A 19,951-nucleotide genomic window follows, 5' to 3' on the forward strand; every position below is an offset into this window, starting at 1 on the left:
CTCACGCCGCACCTTCCGGCTTTTCAGCCACGGCATCGGTCTGCGCCTTGCGCCAGGCGGCGAGCTTTGTCGCCAGTGCTGTATCGTGCAGCGCCAGCACGCTCGCTGCGAGCAGTGCCGCATTGATCGCGCCGGGCTTGCCGATGGCCAGCGTGCCGACGGGCACGCCGCCCGGCATCTGTACGATCGAATAAAGCGAGTCGACGCCGGATAGCGCCTTGGATTCCACGGGCACGCCGAATACCGGGAGTTCCGTCAGCGCCGCGGCCATGCCGGGCAAATGCGCAGCGCCGCCGGCACCGGCGATGATGATCTGGAAGCCCGCTGCCTTGGCGCCCTTGGCGAATGCGACCAGCCGGTCCGGCGTGCGGTGGGCCGAGACGATGCGCGCCTCATGGGACACGCCGAGCGCAGTCAGCGTTTCGGCGGCGTGGCGCATGGTTTCCCAGTCCGACTGGCTTCCCATAATAATGGCGACGGGCGCGGTCATTCCGTATTTTCTTTCGCGAATCCAGAAAGATAGGCTGGAAATACAATGTCGTCCCCTTGCGTGGCAAGGAGCGTGGCAAACATGATCTCGTCTTGGTGAAGACTGGCAAGCCTTGTAACAAATCCCATGCAAAAGAAAACCCGAACGCCTGCTGCAAAGTCGGTCAAACGTTCCATGAAGCCGGCAGTTCGGGGTTCCAAGGCGTTGGTGTCGCTGCCGAAAAGCCGCGCGTCGGCGGTAGCGCTCACGATTCGGCGGCTGGAAGCGCAACTCACACAGGCCGAGGCGAAGATTGCCGAATTGCGAGCTTCGGCGGAAACCGACTTCCTGCTCGACATTCTCAACCGCCGTGGATTTGCCCGCGAGCTGACCCGCGCCGTGGCGATCGACCAGCTCACTTTCGTCTTCCGCGACATCAACGTGTCGGCTGGCGCCTCTGCAGGCGTCGCACTGCTGGGTCCCGATGTCGATGGCGAAGCCGCGTTGGTTCAGGCCGACAGGGCGATGTATGTGCGCAAGACCGCGCGACGCGCGAAAGTGTAGTTAGTCGATTGTCGGCGTTGGCGCCCTTACAGCGCGCTGAGGTCGTTTGGCACTTCGCCAAAGGCGCGGATCACCTGGGCGTCGCCGAACTCGCCGATCATCGGATCGCCGGTACGGCTGAAGGCCAGTGCGCCGATCGAACCTGGCGCACGGGACAATAGTTCGGCGCGGCGGATGGCGCCGGATGCGCTCTGACATTCCTCGGCGGCACCGGCGGCCGGCGAACCAGAGTCGTCGTGTAAGAAGGGCAGTGCGACATAATAGGTGATATCGGCCATGGTGCCCTCACGAGTCGATTGATCTCGGCACGAGAATGTTCTTATTTTGTTCTTATTGTCAAGTTTCGACAGCGCCTCGTTTGCAGTCGCCCCATTCCGCTCCTGTCAGGCCGCAATAGCTGGCTTGCGCGTTGCGAGCGTCACGTCGGCCAGCGCGAGCGCCATGGCGATCAATTCGCGGAGCCCAGCAGTTTTCACCGCGCCACAATGCGATGCTGGCCAGAATTAAGTCTGGCTGTCGTGCCTACGATGCCGCGCGAAAAGAGCGGCGGCCGTCGCGAAGCAAGGTTTTGACGACGGGCGAGTTCAACGCCCAGCCTGCTGCATTCACCGCGAGTTAAAGAAAGCCGATCCATCGATCATCGCGCGTTGAGTTCGCAGTCCTGGCCGTTCTTCAACCCACAGCCACAGCGCGACGCGTTGTCTCAGGCAATAATATCCGGGGTGATCTGGTCTTCGATAAAGGAGATCCGGTCTTTCAGCTGAAGCTTCCTCTTCTTCAACCGTTGCAGTCGCAAAAGATCGGGTGCCGGTGAATGTTGCAAGGCATCGATAGCGGCGTCGAGGTCGCGATGTTCCTGCTGCAATCGGGCGAGTTCTAACGGGAGTTCGCGATCTTCGTCGTCGTTCATGTTTCTAGCTGACTGGATTCGCAAGTCATTTGCGAGGAATTTCTAGGATGACTATCGCCGGTGCAGGCGCACCACGCAAGCCGTCCGGTTCCATGTTTTTGCGGCGCGATCAGGTCACGATTCGTTTCGCACGATACCTGAAACTCAAAATACACTTTTCAATACCCATCGACAGATGTCCACTGTCATGTAGAATTCATCGTCCAACCGAACGTATCCTGAGGTTCAATCCTACCGAGGAGTTTTCGAATGGCACTACAGGCGCATCTCGTCGAACTGGAACGCAAGCACAAAGTTCTCGAAAGCGAATTGCACGAAGCGCTCGTGCACCTGTCTACCGACGATCTCCGCATCGTCGAACTCAAGCGTCGAAAACTGATGGTCAGGGACGAAATCCAGCGTCTCAAAAATGGGGCCAGCGAAACGGTGCACTGATCAACGGCTGCACTGATCAGCGAACGATAAATCACAGCATCGACATCGCCGTCTACGTCACTGCTTTCGCGTAGGTGCGATGACGTCTTCCCCTCATCCCGCGATAGGTTTGCGACGAAGCTCCAGTATTCGGTTGGCCTGGATCGCTTCGCCTGCAACCTTTCGCGTTCAATGTCCCGCCATCTCAGCCACGTAGTCCGCGATGGCCAGCGATGATGTCAGCCCCGGTGACTCGATGCCGAACAGGTTGATAAGGCCCGGCACGCCATGGGTCTGGGCACCCTGGATCATGAAATCCTGCACCGCGACTGCGGGCGGCACGATCTTCGGCCGCATTCCTGAATAGCTCGGCATTAATGCGCCGTCCGGCAGACTTGGCCAGTAGCGCCTGATAGCCGGATAGAACCTCTCTCCGCGTGCCGGATCGACCGTGTAGTCGATGTGATCCACCCACTCGACGTCAGGGCCGAAACGCGCCTGGCCGGCCAGATCGAGCGTGAGATGCACGCCGAGGCCGCCCGGTTCCGGCACGGGATAGATCAGCCGCGAGAACGGTGCTTTCGCATTGCAGCTGAAGTAGCAGCCCTTCGCCAGATAAGCGGGCGGTATGAGGTCGAGCGGCATGCCGTCGAGCATGCGGGCGATCGCGGTTGCGGACAGGCCTGCGGAATTGATCAGCATGTCGCAGCTGAGTGTCATCGGAGCCTCGCCGCCGACATCCAGTTCGAAACCGTCGGCGGTGACCCGGCCACGTTCCAGGGGAGCGAGGAATGCGAAGGCCGCGCCGGCGGCTTCCGCTTCACCGCGCAGCGACAACATGTAGCTGTGGCTATCGACGATTCCGGTGGAGGGGGACAACAGCGCCGCTTCGCAAGCCAATGCCGGCTCCAGCGCCCGTGCCTCTGTCCCGGATAATTGCTCGAGATCAGCGACGCCATTGGCTTCGGCATGCGCTTTGATCGACGCCAGTTTGGCGATCTCCTCCGGACGTGTGGCGACGATCAGTTTCCCGGAGTTGCGATGTGGGATGCCGCGATCGCGGCAATAATCATAGAGCGCCTGTTTTCCAGCGACGCAGAGCCGTGCCATCAGGCTTCCGGCCGGATAATAGATGCCGGCATGGATGACCTCGCTGTTGCGCGACGAGGTCACGGTACCAATCGCGTCCGCGGCCTCCAGCACGATGACCTCGCGTCCCGCTTCCGCCAGTCGCCGGGCGATCGCAAGACCCACGACGCCGGCGCCCACCACCACGCATTCAACCTTGTCCATGTCGCGTCCGATAGTTTGCTGCGCCGGTCAGCTGCGGTTCGACCTTGCGCATGTGGCGCATTAGTAAAACATTAAGCATCACAGCTAATTACCACCAAATTTCGCCGCATTCTGCAGGTGCGACGATACGCATTTACCTGATCCACATACCTGTAACCAAACACTCACGCTGCGAATACGCGGGTGTGTAATGACTGGCAAGATCGGGCGATCAGACAGCAAGGCGGCAGTGTCCGTCATCGCAGTCGCGTGCCTTCTCGGCAGCATTGCCGGAGCCCACGCAGAATCCCCGGCGGTTCATTATATCAGTGAACTCGACCCGCAAATGATCTGGCAGATCCTCATCGGTGGATTTGTCGCGCTGGCATTTCTCGCCGCCATTGTGCTGTGGGTCGCCTCGGCGCTGCGCAATGTGCGTCGCGAGCAGCATCGTCGCAATGCGTTTGTCGGTTCTGCCCTCAATCATCTCGGCCAAGGCATCGTGATGCTCGACGACCAGAAGCGGGTCGTGTTTTGCAACGATCGCTATCTTGAGATCTACGACCTGACGCGCGCCGACATCACCAAGGATATTACCGGTCCAGAATTGCGTGAGTTACGCCGCCAGCGTGGCAAGCTCGATCTGGCCACCCAGAGCTTCTACGAGCAGACTGTTTCCGCCGGCGAGTACATTGCCGAAATGCCCGGCGGGCAATCCGTTCACGTCAAGTTCAGCCGGCTTCCCAATGGCGGCGCCATTGGCATTCATGAGGACTGCACCGAGCAGCGTTTCCTGCAGCGCGAGCTTGCGACCACCAAGCAGTTCCTCGAATCTGTCCTTGATCATGTCCCGATCTGCGTCGCGGCCAAGACCATTGACGATGGCCGCTATATCTTCGCCAACCGGGCTTTCGAGACCTTCTCTCGGCTCTCGCGCGATAAGATCGTCGGCAAGCGACCGGATCAGATATTCTCCGCACAGTCTGCGAAAGCGATTGCCGAAGCCGATGCCCTGGCAGTGGAAACGCGCAGTCAGTGTCGCAGCGAGTTCAATGTGGAGATTGGTTCAGACCTCCGCACGCTGGATAGCAATCGCGTGATTGCCTTTAACGAACGCAATGAGCCGGCATTCCTGATTGCGCTGTTCGAGGATGTGACCGACCGCAAGTCGCTGTCCAAGGAACTGGAGAACGCCAAGAAATTCCTTGAGACCGTGCTCGACAACATTCCTGTGTCGCTGATGGTGCAACAGATCAGCACCGGTCGTTATCTGTTCGCCAACCGCGGCGCAGAGGTCATTTTGGGTCGCAAGCGCGAAGACGCTATCGGTCTGACCGTTCCCGAAATGCTTCGCCCGGAAGAAGCGAAGCTGATCGTCAGCCGGGATCAGGCAGCGATCAGGGGCCGAACACCGATTGCGGAAGAGCATCCGATCAGCACGCGCGATGGATTGCGGCTGTTCCTGACCCGGCGGGTCACAGTGCTCGACGAAGCAGGCGAGCCGCAATATCTGATCAAGACCCACGAAGATGTCACCGATCGCCGCCAGACCGAGGCGCGGATGGCGCATATGGCCTATCACGACGGCCTGACCGATCTGCCGAACCGCCCGGCCTTTTTGCAGGCCCTGTCGCAGATGATCGATGCCTGCGGCGAGACCTCCGAGGAATTCGCGGTGCTGTCGATCGATCTCGACGGCCTGAAGGAGGTCAACGATGTCTTCGGTCATGCCATCGGTGACAAGCTGCTGATCGAGGTGTCGCGTCGTGTCGATGCAGCCGTGGGCGGCGGAGTTGTGGCGCGGCTCGGCGGTGACGAGTTCGGCGTGATCATCGACGGCGTGCAGCCCGCGGCCGGGCTGTTGATCGCAGAGCGGATCTCCGCGGCTCTTGCGGAGGAATTCCCGATCGAGGGCAAATCGGTGCGGACAGGCGTCACCACGGGCATCTCGCTGTTCCCGCGCGACGGCCATGACCCGGCCGCGTTGCTGGCGAATTCCGGCGCGGCGCTGTTCCGTGCCAAGTCGCAGTCGCGCGGTTCGATCAGCATCTTCGAGCCGCAAATGGATCAGCAACTGCGCGATCGCCGCGTGCTGCATCAGGACCTCTCGGCCGCGATCCGCAATGGCGAATTGTCGCTGCACTACCAGCCCCAGGCACGCGCCGGCCAGACCGTGGTCGATGCCGACATTACGGGCTTCGAGGCACTGGCGCGGTGGATTCATCCGACGCGCGGTTTCGTGCCGCCCGGAGACTTCATTCCGCTGGCCGAAGAAAGTGGCCTGATCGTCGAGATGGGTGAGTGGATCCTGCGTCAGGCCTGCCTTGAGGCCGCCTCATGGCCGGTACCGCTGCAGATCGCGGTCAACCTGTCGCCCGCCCAGTTCATGCATGGTGATCTCGTCGGCCTTGTGCATTCGATCCTGCTCGAAACCGGCCTGCAGCCCGGTCGCCTTGAGCTGGAAATCACCGAGGGGGTGCTGATCGAGGATTTCGATCGCGGCGTCGCGTTGCTGCGGCGGTTGAAGGCGCTCGGCGTGCGCATCTCGATGGACGACTTCGGCTCTGGCTATTCCTCGCTGACCTATCTGCAGGCATTCCCGTTCGACAAGATCAAGATCGACCGCGCTTTCGTGATCAATCTGGGGCTCAATCCGCAGTCCGCCGCCATCGTGCGCGCGGTCATCGGGCTGGGCCATGGCCTCGACGTCGCGATCGTTGCGGAAGGCGTCGAGACCCACGAGCAACTCTGCTTCCTCGCCAGCGAAGGCTGCGACGGCGTACAAGGCTACTTCATCGGGCGTCCGGCCCCGATTGCGCAATATGCTGCGCTGGTCGGACGGATTGCCGCCGCTGCGCCCGCCGCGCGCATGGTCGGTTGAGCGACAGGCCGTTGCGAAGTGCTGATGTTGTTGAGCCCGCGGCGTTCCACGGCTAGCTTGCGGTTATGACGAATCTTACTGCGACAGTCGCGGATCCGGCGGCCGGCGATGCGCCGGTCATCGCCTATCCCACGCCCTTGCTGCGGATCGACGGTGTCACCAAAAAATTCGGCGCGCATAGCGCAGTTAACGATCTCTCTTTGGACATCAAGGCCGGTGAATTCTTCGCGCTGCTTGGCCCGAGCGGCTGTGGCAAGACCACGTTACTGCGCATGCTGGCTGGTTTCGAAGCGCCGGACACGGGCAAGATCGAGTTGAACGGCGAGGATATCGCCGCGGTCTTGCCGCATCAGCGGCCCGTCAACATGATGTTCCAGAACTACGCGCTGTTTCCGCATCTCAACGTGCGCGACAATATCGGTTTCGGTCTCAAGAGCGCTGGCCTGACGCGTCTCGGCATCGATACGCGGGTTGCCGAGATGGTGGCGCTGGTCAAGCTCCAGGGACTGGAGAAACGCCGACCGGATCAATTGTCGGGCGGCCAGAAACAACGCGTGGCGCTCGCCCGGGCGCTGGCGCGGCATCCGCAATTGTTGCTGCTCGATGAGCCGCTGGCAGCTCTCGACAAGAAGCTGCGCGAGGAAACCCAGGTCGAGTTGATGGCGCTGCAGCGCCAGCTCGGCACCACCTTTGTGATCGTCACCCACGATCAGGAGGAGGCGATGACCATGGCCGACCGCATCGGCGTCATGAATGACGGTCGCCTGCAACAGGTAGCGACACCGCGACAGCTTTATGAGGCGCCCGCATCGCGCTGGGTCGCGGAGTTCGTCGGCGACATCAACATCATCGAGGGCGGTATCACGCACCGTGACAGTCATCGCTTGACCATTGCAGGCCGCGACGTAGGAACCCTGTTTGCGATCGAGCCGCGACAACCTGTCGGCGACGCGGTCATCTGCGTTGCGATCCGCCCGGAGAAGATCCGGTTGTCGCGTCGCGGGCCGGCGACGGACCTCATCAATAGCGGTGCCATGAACAGTCTTGAGGGTGTCATTTCCGATGTCGGCTATCTCGGCGGTCGCTCGCTCTACAAAGTGAAGCTCGACCGTGGAGCCACATTGCGGGTCGCTCTCGCCAATACGGCGCGGCTCGATGTCGATGCCTATTCGATCGGCGAGCGCGTTGCGGCGTGGTTCGCCCCCGATGATTGCGTGGTGCTGGTTCAATGAGCCGCAATCGCATCTTTACGGCGCCGGCGCGGCGTGCTGCCATCCCGCCCTATGTCTGGATGGTGCTGTTCTTTCTGGTACCCTTCGGCTTCGTGCTGAAGATCAGCCTGTCGCAGACGGCGATCGCGCAGCCGCCTTATCTGCCGGTGTTTGGTCTGTCCGAAGGAATCGCCGGGCTAAAGGCGTCGTTTGCCGCGCTGTCGCTGGATAATTTTCGGCTGCTCGTTTCGGACAATCTCTATCTTGCGTCCTATCTGCGCAGTGTCCTCGTCGCCGTCGTGTCGACCTTGATCTTGCTCGCGGTCGGTTATCCCATCGCCTATGGCATGGCGCGTTTGCCGCGACGCTGGCAGGGCATTGCGATGATGCTGGTGATCGTGCCGTTCTGGACCTCGTTCCTGATCCGCATCTATGCCTGGATCAACATCCTGCAGCATGACGGCTTGCTCAATAAGGTCCTTCTTGCGCTGCACGTCGTATCGACGCCAGTCGTGTGGCTCTCCACCGACAGTGCGATGTATCTCGGCATCGTCTATTCCTATCTGCCTTTCATGATCCTGCCGCTCTATGCCACGCTGGCGAAGCAGGACCCGTCGCTGATCGAGGCCGCCGCCGATCTCGGCGTCTCGCGCATCGACGCCTTCTGGCTGGTGACGGTTCCCTTGTCGCTGCGTGGCGTCGGCGCCGGTGCACTGCTCTGCTTCATTCCGATCATGGGCGAATTTGTCATTCCTGATCTGCTCGCCGGATCGAATTCATTGATGATCGGCCAGACGCTGTGGCTCGAATTCTTCACCAACAAGGATTGGCCGGTCGCCTCTGCCACCGCCATCGTGTTGCTTGGACTGCTGTTGATCCCGTTATTGGTCTATGACCGGCTGCAGCGCCGGCAGCTGGAGGCGCGCTGATGGCCGTGCATCCGCTCCGCCTGTCGCGCTTCAATGTCACGTCGCTGGTGCTTGGCCTGGCGTTTCTCTATCTGCCGATCGTCATTCTGGTCATCTATTCGTTCAACGCCTCGCGGCTGGTGACGGTATGGGGCGGCTGGTCGACGCGCTGGTACACCGAATTCTTCAATGACCGCGCGATGCTGGACGCCGCCTGGATGAGTCTTTGCGTGGGGGTCGTGTCAGCAACGCTGGCAACGCTGCTCGGCACTTTGGCCGCGATAGCGTTGACGCGTGGTGCGGGATTTCGCGGCCGAATGCTGATGTCCGGGATGCTCTATGCGCCGCTGGTGATGCCCGAGGTGATTACCGGCCTGTCGCTGCTGCTGCTGTTCGTGGCGCTTGATGCCGGGCGCGGCTTTGTCACGGTGACCATCGCCCACACCACACTCACCATGTGCTTTGTCGCTGTCGTGGTGCAGTCGCGCCTCGCGGGGATTGATCGCAGCATCGAGGAAGCGGCGATGGATCTCGGCCGCGATCCGCTCCGCGCATTTATAGCCGTCACGTTGCCGCTGATCTGGCCGGCCATTGCAGCGGGCTGGATGCTGGCCTTCACGCTGTCGCTCGACGACCTCGTCATCGCCAGCTTCACGACAGGGCCAGGTTCGGCGACGCTGCCGATCCGGATCTATTCGGAGGTGCGTCTCGGCGTGAAGCCGGAGATCAATGCCATCTGCACGCTGATCGTCGGCTTCATCGCCGTAGTCATCGTGCTGGCATCGCTGGTGTCGAAACTATCGAGCGCCCGGGGCGAAAGCGCCGCGCCGTTGTAGGGCAAAAAGTTAGTTCGCCTTTGGTGCTGCATCCGCAGGTGCTGCCGCCGCAGGTGCATCGGCGGGCTTATCCGGCTCTGCTATCGGCGCCTGCTTCGGCACGCCCGTGAAGCGCTCGATCACCGAGCGTACCGCGTCGCGGGTCTTGCGATCCTTCACCGCATCCAGCAAAGGCGCCGCGCCCGGCGAACGACGGATCAGGCTTTCCGGATCTGGGAAGATCAGCGGATCATCCCACGGGCCCTGGATCACGAAAGGCAGCTCGAAGCCGCCGGTGCCGTTGGTTGCCGGATTGAGACTGGCAATGCCCTTGAAATCATATTCACGCGCCGGCACCGACGCGGTACCGGTCAGCGTCAGTTTCGCAGCGGGACCATCGATCCGGATATCCTGTGCGGTGGCGATACCGTCGTTGAATTTCACGGACATGTTGAGCGTGTTGAACGGCGTCGAACCCGAGCGGAAATTGCCGGCGCCGGACAACGGACGTCGCTCCAGCCTTTTCAAAAGCTGTTCGACGTTGAAGCCGCTGATCGCCCCGTCATGCCCAGTCAGCGTCGCGGTGCCGTCGAGTGATTGCGCGAGACCGAAGGGCGATGAGCCCGAGGCCTCTAGCATCATGCTGAGATTGCCGCGTCCGGTGAGCTTGTTGACGCCGAACAGATCGCTGGCACAGGCCTGCAGATCGACATCGCTGAACTGGAACTGGGCCTTCACATCGGCCACGGCATCGGAATGGGCAACATTGAACGAACCACGGACGATGCCGCCATACATCTGCGCCTCACCCACCGACAGCGCCAGTGTACCGCCGCGCAGATTGGCGCCGAGGGCGGTGCGGCCGAGCACTGAGGACCCCACTGTGACCTTGGCGGCCGACAGGCGCATATCGAGATCCGTGGTGGAGAGCGCGTTCAAATCGAACAGCTGCCGGTTCCAGTCACGGGCGCCGGAGGCCAGCAGCCGCACGGTAGACACATAGGGCGTGAAGTCGAGTGCGCCGGCAGCCAGCGTCGCCTGCAGCGTCTGACGGCCGGTGTTGCTGTAGGTCATGACGCCTTCGGCGCTGTTGCCGTCGAGCTCGACATTGACATTGGTCAGCGCGATCGATGGGCCCACCAGGCTGGCGCGCGCCTTCAGGGCAAAGCGGCCGAAACCGCCGGAGCCGGGCGGTGCCTGACCGACCCAGCGCAGCGCATTGCGCAGCGACAGGCTGTCAGCAGTCAGCGTGCCTTCCATGACCAGGCTGGCCTTGTTGGCAACAGTACCGTCGAATGCGAGCTTGATCGGCGCGCCGGCGATGCGTGCCTTTACGCCGGAGCGTTCGCCGGAGAGCGCCGCAATGAAGTCGCTGACGCTGAGGCTGCCGTCGATGCGCTCGCCGCGCCAGTCGAACTGGCCTGTTGCCGCGAATGAGCGTGAGATCGATGGCCAAGCCAGTGAGAGGTCGATGTCGCCGAGACGCTCGGTGTTGTGCGGGTCCTGATAGTGCAGCACGCCGTCCTGGATGCGGATCTCGGAGAAGGATAGTGGCTGTTCAGCGCCCGGCCTCATGGTGCGGGCGATGGACTCGATGAATGGCGTCCAGTTGCTTTCGCCGGAGGCCTCGCGGATCACGCGGATACGTGGCCGCAGCATCATCATGTCGGCGATCTCGAAACGCTGCAGCAGCAGCGGCAACAACCGCAGATTGGCCGTCAACACGTCGACCGTCAAAGCGGGATCGATCGACCCGCCGCCTTTCAGGCCGACATCGTGAAACGAGACATAGCTGCCCGGAAAGACCGAGACATCCACCGCGCCATTGACGACGAAATCCAGCCCGGTCACGGCGCGGATCTGGGCCTCCACGGCATGACGCAGCGTATCGCGGTTGAGCAACCACGACATGGCAAACAGCCCGATCACTGCAACACCCAGGAGCGCCGCAATCGGCATCCCCAGGCGTCTTATTCCTTGGGCACTCGTCAATGAACTATCCGGGTTGGTTGGTGGTCACACATAGCGGGGCGGCATCCACGTGCGCCCACGTCCAAGGTCCTCAATTTGAAGGGTTTTCTTGACGCTTTCAAGGCCATAGCGGGGGTGATGGGGTCGCAGTCCCCCGCGATTGACCTGCCGCGGAGTTTCCGCCTAATAATCCACGACATAGCCGCCCGCGCCCGCTGGGTTCTCAGCGCATTCCTGCATCAGGTCGATTCCCATGAACAAGGTCTACCCCGACGCCAAATCGGCACTCGATGGCATTCTCAAGGACGGCATGATGATCATGTCCGGCGGCTTCGGCCTCTGCGGCATTGCCGAGGACCTGTCGGACGCCTTGCGCGATTCCGGGGTCAAGGACCTCACCGTGGTGTCCAATAACGCCGGCGTTGACGGCATCGGCCTCTCGCGCCTGCTGGAAACCCGCCAGATCAAGAAGATGATCTCGTCCTATGTCGGCGAGAACAAGCTGTTCGCCCAGCAGTATCTGGCCGGCGAGCTGGAACTCGAATTCTCCCCGCAGGGCACGCTGGCCGAGCGCATCCGTGCCGGCGGCGCCGGCATTCCCGGCTTTTACACCAAGACCGGCGTCGGCACGCTGATCTCGGAAGGCAAGCCGACCATGGAATTCAATGGCGAGACCTACATGCTGGAGCGTGGTCTGTTCGCCGACATTGCCATCGTGCACGCCTGGAAGGGCGATACCGCCGGCAACCTCGTCTATCGCAAGACCGCCCGCAACTTTAACCCGATGATGGCGACCGCCGCCAAGATCACCATTGCCGAAGTCGAGCATCTGGTGCCGGCCGGCGAGATCGACCCGGATCACATTCACACCCCCGGCATTTTTGTGAAGCGCATTGTCGAGGTCGGTACCGGCAAGAAGCGGATCGAAAAAGTTACCTCGCGTCAGCGTCCCGCGTAACCGCCAAAAGCAAAAACAGGAGAGAACGATGGCTTGGACCCGTGATCAAATGGCAGCGCGCGCGGCTAAGGAACTGCGCGACGGATATTACGTCAATCTCGGCATTGGTATTCCGACGCTGGTGTCGAACTACATTCCCGAAGGCGTCGACGTTCAGCTGCAGAGCGAGAACGGCATGCTCGGCATGGGCCCTTTCCCCTATGAGGGCGACGAAGATCCGGACCTCATCAATGCCGGCAAGCAGACCGTCACTGAACTGCCGGAGACCAGCTATTTCTCGTCGGCGGATTCGTTCGGCATGGTCCGTGGCGGCCATATCGATCTGTCGATCCTCGGCGCCATGCAGGTCGCCCAGAATGGCGATCTCGCCAACTGGATGATCCCAGGCAAGATGGTGAAGGGCATGGGCGGTGCGATGGACCTCGTCGCCGGCGTCAAGCGCGTCGTCGTCGTGATGGAGCATTCGGCCAAGGACGGCGCCAAGTTGCTGAAGAGCTGCAACCTGCCGCTGACCGGCGAGCGCGTCGTCGACATGGTCGTGACCGATCTGGCAGTGTTCACCATCGACAAGCACGGCAACGATGGCATGGCCCTGATCGAACTCGCCGATGGCGTGACGCTCGATGAGGTGAAGGCCAATACCGAAGCTGAATTCCGGGTCGCGCTGACCAACACCTGAACGATTGCGCGCTCCGAACGTTGACATGATGCCCGGCCCCGTGCCGGGCATTCGTGTTAGTATCTGCCTTTTCATCTCTTTAGTTGAGCATGATCGTTCGGAAAACCGGTTGCCACTTTTCCGGGTCATGCTCTAGGAAGCCGACATGCGCGCCAGTCTCGAAGACCGTTTCTTCCTGCTTCTGATCGTCGTGGTCACGTTGGCCTTCGGCTGGATCATGAGCTCGTTCTACAGCGCGATCCTGTGGGGCGTGGTGATCGCGATCATGTTCGCACCGATGCACCGGCGCCTGGAGCGCCGGATGCCGAAGCATCCAAATTCGGCAGCTCTGCTCACCGTAGGTCTGATCGTGTTGATCGTGATCCTACCGCTGACATTGGTTGGCGCATCGCTGGCGCAGGAAGCGGCCGTCGTTGTCGGAAAGATGAAGTCTGGCCAATTCAATCTCGGCACGTTTCTGCAGCAGATACTCGATGCCGTCCCGCAATGGGCGAAGGGACTGCTGGATCGTTTCGGCGTCGCCAATCTCGGCGGCATGCAGGACAAGCTGACTGAGGGCCTCGTCAAAGGCAGTCAGTACTTTGCATCGCAGGCGCTGAACATCGGTCAGAGCACGTTCGACTTCATCATCAATCTCGGCATCATGCTCTATCTGCTGTTCTTCCTGTTCAAGGATGGCGAAGCGTTGTCGCAGCGTGTGAAGAATGCCATTCCGCTGCGGCCCGAGCTGCGCGATGATCTGATGGAGAAGTTCACGGTGGTGATCCGCGCCACGGTGAAGGGCGGCATTCTGGTGGCGCTGGCACAGGGCGCGCTCGGCGGGTTGATCTTCTGGATCCTTGGCATCAATGCCGCGTTGCTGTGGGCCGTGCTGATGGCGTTTCTGTCGCTGTTGCCCGCGGTGGGGGCTGGCCTCGTCTGGATGCCGGTCGCGCTCTATCTGCTGGCTACGGGCTCGGTCGTTCAGGGTGTGATCCTGATCGCCTATGGATTTCTCGTCATTGGCTTAGTCGACAACATCCTGCGCCCGATGCTGGTCGGCAAGGATACCAAGCTGCCAGACTATCTGGTGCTGATCGCGACGCTCGGAGGTATCGACGCCCTCGGTCTGAACGGTTTCGTTGTCGGTCCCGTGATTGCGGCGATGTTCGTGGCGGCCTGGGCGATCTTTGCGGAGTCACGCAAAAGCGGTCAGGTCCCGATCGCGTAAGCGCGTTACACCGGCCCTTGCGGCACATCTGCAAAGCGTGTCAGCCAGACCACCGGGCCGATGCTCGCAGCGACGATGAGGAGTGCGGCCAGGGCGCCTTCTTCAAAGCTGCCACGGCTCGCATATTGATAGATCGAAGTTGCCAGCGTTTCGACATTGAGCGGCCGCAGCAGCAACGTGGCCGGTAGCTCCTTCAGACAATCGACAAAGACGACGATGACGGCGCCGAACAATGCCGGACGCAATAGCGGCAGTTGAATCACGCGCAGCGTGGTGATTGCCGGTGCGCCGGCGGCGCGGGCGCTGTCGTCGTAATCGACGGGGATGTGCTCGAAGCCGGCCTTGATGAAACCGGTCGGCACCGCCAGGAACCGGATCACGTAAGCGATCACCACGGCGGCGCCAGAGCCGACCATGACAAGCCCGGGCGAAGCGAGACTGAGCCATCCGGCGAGCTTGCTGAATCCATTGTCGATGAACAGCACCGGCGTCAGTAGACCCAGCGCCAGCACCGTTCCGGGCAGCGCATAGCCGGTCTGGGCGACAGCGACCGACAGGTTGGTCAGCCGCGAAGCACGCCAGCGCTGAGCGACGATCACCACAAGCCCGAGAAGTAGTGCGGCTCCCGTGGCAATTGCGGCCAGCGCAATGGTGTGGCCGGCATCGCGCCAAACCGTCGTTTCCATCGACAGCAGACCGCGACGCAGGCTTTCACGCAGCAGATAGAGCAAGGGCACGGCGAAGCCAAGCAGGGCAGGGAGGAGACATGCGGTGAAAGCAAGCCATCCGCGTACGCCTGTCAAAGGCGTGCGCGATGCCAACCGCGGATTCTCCGAAGAGAATTCCACGCTGCCTTCGCGGCGGCCGAAGCGCTCGATGGTGATCAGCACCCCGACGATGGCGAGCATGAACAATGACAGCTGCGCAGCACCTGCAAGGCTGCCGCGGTTGAGCCAGGTCGTGAAAACCGAGACGGTGAGCGTACGAATGCCCAGATATTCGCTGGCGCCGATGTCATTCAGCGTTTCCAGCGATACCAGTGCGAGGCCCACAGCGAGGGCGGGGCGCGCCATCGGTAGCGAAATCCGGCGGAACGTCGTCCAGCGATCGGCACCGAGTATCTTCGCGGCTTCAGCAAAATCGGCGCTGCGATGCTGGAACATCGCGCGGGCAGAGAGATAGACGTAGGGATACAACACGATGCCGATCACGAAGATGGCGCCGGGCAACGAACGTAGGCTCGGCAGCCACCCGATCGCGCCGGGCAACGACATTGCCGTTGCCAATGCGCGATGGACGAGGCCCAGTGGCTCGAACAGGTCCACATAGACGTAAGCGGCGAGATAGGTCGGAATCGCCAGCGGCAGCGGCAAGAGCCAGAGCATGAGCGTGCGGCCGGGGAAATCATGCGCCGAGACCAGCCACGCGGTGCCGGCACCGACTGTGAGCGTAACGATACCGACGCCGATCAGGAGGGCTGCGGTGTCGCGCAGCGCTTGCGGTAATACATAGGCAATCAGATGCTGCCAAAGCTCAGGCTCCGGCTGCAGCGCCAGTAGCGCGATGCTGATGACAGGCGCAGCCACAAGGAGCGCGGTGGCAACTGCGACGAGAATCGCGAGCGCTTCGGTGCGCGAAGGCCTCACGGGCGTGCATGCCCACGTGGGCACTCTCCGCATGTCATCCCTGCGAAGGCGGGGATCCATACCCCAAGGAGAAGTAAGTCAGAAATTGCCGTAGCCACAGCGCCCTACCGAGAGTTCGGTGCGTATGGGTCCCCGCCCCGTGTGCGCTGCAGGCACACATGGCGGGGACAACATACTGATAGGCTGTGTATCATCGCATCCTACGGAGCAATAGCCGGGCTCAATTATCAAACCCGACCTTGTCCACCAACGTCGACGCGGCTTTGCGGTTGGCGGCAATCTTGGCGATGGGCATCGGATCGGCGTTGAGCTTGCCATAGCCAGCGATGGTCGGATTGATCGTGATGCCGGCACGTACGGGATATTCGTAATTGGCGTCGGCATAGACCTGCTGGGCATGCTCGCCGGCGAGCCATTCGATCAGCTTCATGGCATTGGCCTTGTTCGGCGCATGTTTGGCAAGCAGCACGCCGGACAGGTTCACATGGGTGCCGCCACCTTCGAAGGTCGGCAGGATCACTTTGGTGGCTTCCGCCCACGGCTTCTTGTCGGGATCGGCATTCATCATCAGCGCCCAGTAATAGGTGTTGCCGATACCGAGATCGCATTTGCCGGCTGCAACGTCCCGCGCGGTCTCGCGGTCGCCGCCCGAGGGCTTCTGCGCCAGATTGGCCTTGACGCCGCGCAGCCATTCTTCGGCCTTGGCTTCGCCGTGCTTGGCGACATAGGCGGCGAACAGCCCGTTATTGTAGATGTGCTGGCCGGAGCGGATGCAGATCTTGCCCTTCCACTTCGGATCGGCCAGTTCCTCATAGGTGATGGCGTCCTGCTTGACGCGATCCTTCGACGCATAGACGACGCGGGCGCGCATCGAGATGCCGGCCCAGTGGCCGTCGGGATCGCGATATTGCGCCGGCACGACCTTCTCGATCACCTCGGATTTCATCGGCTGCGTCACGCCGGCCTGCACGGCCTCGTCGATGCGGCCGATATCTACCGTCAGCAGCACGTCCGCCGGGCTGTTGGCGCCTTCGGCCTTCATGCGTTGCTCGAGGCCCGAGCTCGCCGAGATCACATTGACCTTCACGCCGGTGTCCTTGGTGAAGGCCTCGAAGATCGGCTGCACGAGCTTGGTCTCGCGATAGGTATAGACATTGACTTCTTCGGCCGCCTGCAGTGCGGATGAGCCAAGGGCAGCGAAGAGGACGGCGGTGGCGAGGGCGTGGTGCTTGATCATGAAATGGCTCCGGCAAGGGGCATATCGACAATGTCAGGTGGAGTAGCGCAGTGGGCGTTCGAATGTCAGTGACTGAACGTCGCGTGACAAAAGATTAGATTGATTCCAGATTCGAAAGTGGGCCGCAGATAAGCAATGGCTTACCTGCGGCCCCATTTCGAGAGCTCTTAGAAGTTCGCCGTCACCGATGCCCGGAACGCGCGCGGCGAGCCCGGCGTGATGTTGTTGGGGGCGTCAGCCGTCGCGTAGTAACTAGTGTCGAACAGGTTCTCGATGTTCAATTGGGCACGCCACGTCTTGTCGAGCCGGAAGTATACGGCGGCATCGACGCGGGTGAAGGCTTTCAGCTTCACTGTATCATCCGACGTGGCGAAGAAGTCGTCGTAATGGATGACACCGAGGCCAGCGCCCCACATCTCGTTGAACTGATATTTGTTCCACATGGTGAAGGTGTTGAGTGGCACCAGGCCGACGCGGTTGCCTGGGACGATCGTGGCGGAGCTGGCATCGACGATGCGTGCATCGGTATAGGCGTAGCCGCCGGTGACCTGCCACTGATCGGTGACATAACCGGTCAGGCTGAGTTCGGCGCCTTTGGTGTTAGTTTTTCCGAATGCGACGACCAGACCGTTCTGAATGAAACGCTGATTCTCGCGGTCGAGGTCGTAGATTGCCGCGGAGGCCTGCAGCCGCGGGGTAATGTCCCACTTCACGCCGACTTCGTTATTGATGAACTTCTCCGGCACGGTGACGGCGAGCGATGGCGTCAGCGAGCTGAACTGGTCGCCGGCGCTTGGCAGATACGAAATGCTGTAGCTGCCATAGACCGAGACGTTGTCGACCGGCTTGATAATCACGCCGGCGCGTGGCGACACCAGGTTATCCACGCGGCTGTCTACGGTGCCGCCCGGATTGAGGTTCTGCGACGTGAGGTCGAAGCGATCGTAACGAACGCCGCCGATGAACTGCAGGTAACGGCTGACCTCGATCTGGTCCTGAATGTAGACCGATGCGACGTCGAGTGTCGCATAGGAGTTGTTGTCGGAGGCGTTGTTGTGAATGAACGACCACGGGGCAAAGGTGGTCGGGCTGGACGCGGGAACGAGCAGGGTCGTGCCGCCGTTGATCTGGCCGGTGTTGCGGAGGCTGAAAGTGTTCTGTCGCCCGAACTCGGTACCGAAGACGATGGTGTGTAGCACGGGGCCGGTATTGGTCTTGTAGGTCCAGTCGGTCTGGTTGAACAGGTTCTCGCGCTGAGCCAGGTTATTGTAGGCCGAGATGGACGCGCGCCCCGCGGGGTCCACGAAGAACGTCGTGGTCGGGAAGACGTTCTGGTAGAACTTGTCGTAATTGGCGTAGCGCGATGAATTCTTGACCGAGAGACCGTTGTTGAAGTCGTGGTCGATCACGGCGTTTGCGATATGGACGTCCTGCTTCGAATAGCTCTGGTCCGGATTGCCGAAGAAGGTTGAGGCATTGGTCGCAAACGGCACGGTCGGGCGTGCATTCGTGGGAGCCGGCACGGTGCCCTGTGCCGGGATGCCGCGATCCGCGGTGCGGTCGTCATGCAGATATTCGTAGCTGAGCTTGACCTTGGTGTCCTCGCCGCGAATCGTCACGGTCGGGTTGATGCCGTAACGCTCAAGATGGCCGTAGTCGCGATAGGTTCCGGAATTCTCGTACATTGCGTTGATACGCGCAGCGACATTCTCGTTCACGGCGCCGCCAGTATCGATGGTGACGCGCTTGTTGTCGAACGATCCGCCCTGAACCGTCACTTCGCGGATCGAAACACCATCGGCTTCCTTCTGCACGCGATTGATGACGCCGCCGCCGCCGCCGCGGCCGAAGATCATGGCGTTCGGCCCCTTCAGGACCTCGATGCGCTGGGTGTTGTAGAGATCGCGGAAATACTGCACGTCGTCGCGGATTCCGTCGATAAAAAAGTCGGCATTGGTGCGCTGGCCACGAATCACCACGTCATCGCGATTGCCTTCGCCCTGATGCGGAACGACGCCCGGCACATAGCGAACCGCTTCGCCAATGCTGCGGAAATCCTGATCCCGGATGAATTCCTTCGTCAGTACCGTGACGGATTGCGGCACGTTGAGGAGCGCGGTGTTGGTTTTGGTGCCGCTCGAAATATTGCGGGTGATGTAGCCGACCTGGCCGGACTGTGCGTCCTGAGGGTTGACGCTGAGCGGCTGGCGAACCGGCTGCGGCGCAACGGGGCGGGTGCGGGCGACGCGGCCGGATGCGGCGCGCTGCGGCTGGGCACGGCGGACGCGCGGCGCGCTGGGAGCGTCGACCTGCACCGGCGGCAACGTCGATGCGCCGGAATTCGCATTCTGTGCAATCGCCGGCTCTGCGATGCAAAATCCCGCCGCGATGATGGCCGCCGCGCTCGTCGAAATCAGAAAAGCTTTGCGCGCCGCCGTGCCGCGCCCCCCGATAGAAGTCCTGGAAGTCATTACTACGCCCCTGAAATATTCTCCGCTCATGCAAATGCCGGCGGTCCTTGTGCTTCCTCGGAAACACTTGGACACATCTGCAATTCGGAGTATTAGGCGCGAATTAGATGGCGTTTAGAATAAATCGAACTTCGCGGGATATGCCCAAGGTGTGTGATCTACGCACCAATGGGCGTCGAAATAATTTGTAATCGTTCTAAACGAGGAGCGGCGCCTAGCCTGCGCCGGGCTATTGGTCACTGGACAAGCGCTGCAATGCGCGTAAGCGCCGCAGTCACCGACACCTGGGATAAGGGAATATCGGGATGCCTCCGATGTTGTCTGACTGACTGGCT

General features: G+C 61.3%; 18 protein-coding genes. 9 read left to right on the plus strand and 9 right to left on the minus strand.

The window, feature by feature from the left end; translation table 11 throughout:
• Position 1 precedes the first annotated feature (1 nt).
• Positions 2-490 carry a 5-(carboxyamino)imidazole ribonucleotide mutase gene (purE, locus tag LPB73_RS00880; RefSeq protein ID WP_068728790.1) on the minus strand — a complete coding sequence of 163 codons (489 nt, stop codon included), beginning with the start codon at positions 488-490 and terminating at the stop codon, positions 2-4.
• Positions 487-666 carry a hypothetical protein gene (locus LPB73_RS00885; RefSeq protein ID WP_170849526.1) on the minus strand — a complete coding sequence of 60 codons (180 nt, stop codon included), beginning with the start codon at positions 664-666 and terminating at the stop codon, positions 487-489. The genes purE and LPB73_RS00885 overlap by 4 nt, the downstream gene beginning before the upstream one ends.
• Between LPB73_RS00885 and LPB73_RS00890 the strand changes: the two genes are divergently transcribed.
• Positions 665-1,033 (plus strand): hypothetical protein, encoded by a 369-nt coding sequence (locus LPB73_RS00890; protein WP_349768799.1) that lies wholly within the window; start codon positions 665-667, stop codon positions 1,031-1,033. The two genes, LPB73_RS00885 and LPB73_RS00890, sit on opposite strands and share 2 nt — an antisense overlap.
• A 26-nt stretch (positions 1,034-1,059) precedes the next feature.
• On the opposite strand, the gene LPB73_RS00895 is transcribed toward LPB73_RS00890, so the two are convergent.
• Together LPB73_RS00895 and LPB73_RS00900 are read right to left on the minus strand one after the other, a co-directional pair.
• Positions 1,060-1,311, minus strand: a complete 252-nt coding sequence (locus LPB73_RS00895; RefSeq protein ID WP_089265896.1) for a hypothetical protein — start codon at positions 1,309-1,311, stop codon at positions 1,060-1,062.
• 425 nt (positions 1,312-1,736) lie between these two features.
• Positions 1,737-1,943, minus strand: a complete 207-nt coding sequence (locus LPB73_RS00900; RefSeq protein WP_068728782.1) for a YdcH family protein — start codon at positions 1,941-1,943, stop codon at positions 1,737-1,739.
• Between the two features lie 249 nt (positions 1,944-2,192).
• On the opposite strand from LPB73_RS00900, the gene LPB73_RS00905 reads away from it, so the two are divergent.
• Positions 2,193-2,378, plus strand: coding sequence for a YdcH family protein (locus tag LPB73_RS00905; protein WP_068728781.1), 186 nt, complete (start codon positions 2,193-2,195; stop codon positions 2,376-2,378).
• Positions 2,379-2,546: 168 nt separating this feature from the next.
• Here the strand turns inward: LPB73_RS00905 and LPB73_RS00910 are convergent, their stop codons facing one another.
• Positions 2,547-3,650, minus strand: a complete 1,104-nt coding sequence (locus LPB73_RS00910) for an NAD(P)/FAD-dependent oxidoreductase (RefSeq protein WP_231079241.1) — start codon at positions 3,648-3,650, stop codon at positions 2,547-2,549.
• A gap of 190 nt (positions 3,651-3,840) precedes the next feature.
• Between LPB73_RS00910 and LPB73_RS00915 the strand changes: the two genes are divergently transcribed.
• The 4 genes from LPB73_RS00915 to LPB73_RS00930 all read left to right on the plus strand — a co-directional run bounded on the left by LPB73_RS00915 (position 3,841) and on the right by LPB73_RS00930 (position 9,465).
• Complete coding sequence (locus LPB73_RS00915; protein WP_231079242.1) at positions 3,841-6,510, plus strand: sensor domain-containing protein; 2,670 nt, start codon at positions 3,841-3,843, stop codon at positions 6,508-6,510.
• A gap of 65 nt (positions 6,511-6,575) precedes the next feature.
• Positions 6,576-7,742, plus strand: coding sequence for an ABC transporter ATP-binding protein (locus LPB73_RS00920; RefSeq protein WP_231079243.1), 1,167 nt, complete (start codon positions 6,576-6,578; stop codon positions 7,740-7,742).
• Positions 7,739-8,650, plus strand: a complete 912-nt coding sequence (locus tag LPB73_RS00925; protein ID WP_231079245.1) for an ABC transporter permease — start codon at positions 7,739-7,741, stop codon at positions 8,648-8,650. The genes LPB73_RS00920 and LPB73_RS00925 overlap by 4 nt, the downstream gene beginning before the upstream one ends.
• Positions 8,650-9,465 (plus strand): ABC transporter permease, encoded by an 816-nt coding sequence (locus LPB73_RS00930; protein WP_231079246.1) that lies wholly within the window; start codon positions 8,650-8,652, stop codon positions 9,463-9,465. The genes LPB73_RS00925 and LPB73_RS00930 overlap by 1 nt, the downstream gene beginning before the upstream one ends.
• A 9-nt stretch (positions 9,466-9,474) precedes the next feature.
• On the opposite strand, the gene LPB73_RS00935 is transcribed toward LPB73_RS00930, so the two are convergent.
• The gene (locus LPB73_RS00935) at positions 9,475-11,403 is read right to left on the minus strand and encodes an AsmA family protein (RefSeq protein WP_184512007.1); all 1,929 of its coding nucleotides are present in this window, start codon (positions 11,401-11,403) and stop codon (positions 9,475-9,477) included.
• A 265-nt stretch (positions 11,404-11,668) separates the two neighbouring features.
• On the opposite strand from LPB73_RS00935, the gene LPB73_RS00940 reads away from it, so the two are divergent.
• The 3 genes from LPB73_RS00940 to LPB73_RS00950 all read left to right on the plus strand — a co-directional run bounded on the left by LPB73_RS00940 (position 11,669) and on the right by LPB73_RS00950 (position 14,262).
• Positions 11,669-12,373: a CoA transferase subunit A gene (locus LPB73_RS00940; protein ID WP_068728766.1), complete on the plus strand. Its 705-nt coding sequence runs from the start codon at positions 11,669-11,671 to the stop codon at positions 12,371-12,373.
• Positions 12,374-12,401: 28 nt separating this feature from the next.
• Positions 12,402-13,052, plus strand: coding sequence for a 3-oxoacid CoA-transferase subunit B (locus tag LPB73_RS00945; RefSeq protein ID WP_068728764.1), 651 nt, complete (start codon positions 12,402-12,404; stop codon positions 13,050-13,052).
• Between the two features lie 145 nt (positions 13,053-13,197).
• On the plus strand, positions 13,198-14,262 hold the full coding sequence (locus tag LPB73_RS00950; protein WP_093757117.1) for an AI-2E family transporter: 1,065 nt from the start codon (positions 13,198-13,200) through the stop codon (positions 14,260-14,262).
• Between the two features lie 5 nt (positions 14,263-14,267).
• Here the strand turns inward: LPB73_RS00950 and LPB73_RS00955 are convergent, their stop codons facing one another.
• From LPB73_RS00955 to LPB73_RS00965, 3 genes are all read right to left on the minus strand, one after another.
• Entirely contained in the window at positions 14,268-15,941 is a 1,674-nt protein-coding gene (locus LPB73_RS00955) for an ABC transporter permease (RefSeq protein WP_414716840.1), read from the minus strand.
• Positions 15,942-16,128: 187 nt separating this feature from the next.
• On the minus strand, positions 16,129-17,145 hold the full coding sequence (locus tag LPB73_RS00960) for a Fe(3+) ABC transporter substrate-binding protein (RefSeq protein WP_231079250.1): 1,017 nt from the start codon (positions 17,143-17,145) through the stop codon (positions 16,129-16,131).
• Positions 17,146-17,312: 167 nt separating this feature from the next.
• Positions 17,313-19,616 carry a TonB-dependent receptor gene (locus LPB73_RS00965; protein WP_231079251.1) on the minus strand — a complete coding sequence of 768 codons (2,304 nt, stop codon included), beginning with the start codon at positions 19,614-19,616 and terminating at the stop codon, positions 17,313-17,315.
• Between the last annotated feature and the right edge of the window lie 335 nt (positions 19,617-19,951).

It is taken from the genome of Tardiphaga sp. 37S4, from assembly GCF_021044645.1.
GTDB classification, from domain to species: domain Bacteria; phylum Pseudomonadota; class Alphaproteobacteria; order Rhizobiales; family Xanthobacteraceae; genus Tardiphaga; species Tardiphaga robiniae.

Bases quoted from the DNA above. Each gene is read 5' to 3' on its own strand.
- purE (WP_068728790.1), bottom strand. From the start codon at position 490: ATGACCGCGCCCGTCGCCATTATTATGGGAAGCCAGTCGGACTGGGAA.
- LPB73_RS00890 (WP_349768799.1), top strand. From the start codon at position 665: ATGAAGCCGGCAGTTCGGGGTTCCAAGGCGTTGGTGTCGCTGCCGAAA.
- LPB73_RS00885 (WP_170849526.1), bottom strand. From the start codon at position 666: ATGGAACGTTTGACCGACTTTGCAGCAGGCGTTCGGGTTTTCTTTTGC.
- LPB73_RS00895 (WP_089265896.1), bottom strand. From the start codon at position 1,311: ATGGCCGATATCACCTATTATGTCGCACTGCCCTTCTTACACGACGAC.
- LPB73_RS00900 (WP_068728782.1), bottom strand. From the start codon at position 1,943: ATGAACGACGACGAAGATCGCGAACTCCCGTTAGAACTCGCCCGATTG.
- LPB73_RS00905 (WP_068728781.1), top strand. From the start codon at position 2,193: ATGGCACTACAGGCGCATCTCGTCGAACTGGAACGCAAGCACAAAGTT.
- LPB73_RS00910 (WP_231079241.1), bottom strand. From the start codon at position 3,650: ATGGACAAGGTTGAATGCGTGGTGGTGGGCGCCGGCGTCGTGGGTCTT.
- LPB73_RS00915 (WP_231079242.1), top strand. From the start codon at position 3,841: ATGACTGGCAAGATCGGGCGATCAGACAGCAAGGCGGCAGTGTCCGTC.
- LPB73_RS00920 (WP_231079243.1), top strand. From the start codon at position 6,576: ATGACGAATCTTACTGCGACAGTCGCGGATCCGGCGGCCGGCGATGCG.
- LPB73_RS00925 (WP_231079245.1), top strand. From the start codon at position 7,739: ATGAGCCGCAATCGCATCTTTACGGCGCCGGCGCGGCGTGCTGCCATC.
- LPB73_RS00930 (WP_231079246.1), top strand. From the start codon at position 8,650: ATGGCCGTGCATCCGCTCCGCCTGTCGCGCTTCAATGTCACGTCGCTG.
- LPB73_RS00935 (WP_184512007.1), bottom strand. From the start codon at position 11,403: ATGCCGATTGCGGCGCTCCTGGGTGTTGCAGTGATCGGGCTGTTTGCC.
- LPB73_RS00940 (WP_068728766.1), top strand. From the start codon at position 11,669: ATGAACAAGGTCTACCCCGACGCCAAATCGGCACTCGATGGCATTCTC.
- LPB73_RS00945 (WP_068728764.1), top strand. From the start codon at position 12,402: ATGGCTTGGACCCGTGATCAAATGGCAGCGCGCGCGGCTAAGGAACTG.
- LPB73_RS00950 (WP_093757117.1), top strand. From the start codon at position 13,198: ATGCGCGCCAGTCTCGAAGACCGTTTCTTCCTGCTTCTGATCGTCGTG.
- LPB73_RS00955 (WP_414716840.1), bottom strand. From the start codon at position 15,941: ATGCGGAGAGTGCCCACGTGGGCATGCACGCCCGTGAGGCCTTCGCGC.
- LPB73_RS00960 (WP_231079250.1), bottom strand. From the start codon at position 17,145: ATGATCAAGCACCACGCCCTCGCCACCGCCGTCCTCTTCGCTGCCCTT.
- LPB73_RS00965 (WP_231079251.1), bottom strand. From the start codon at position 19,616: ATGACTTCCAGGACTTCTATCGGGGGGCGCGGCACGGCGGCGCGCAAA.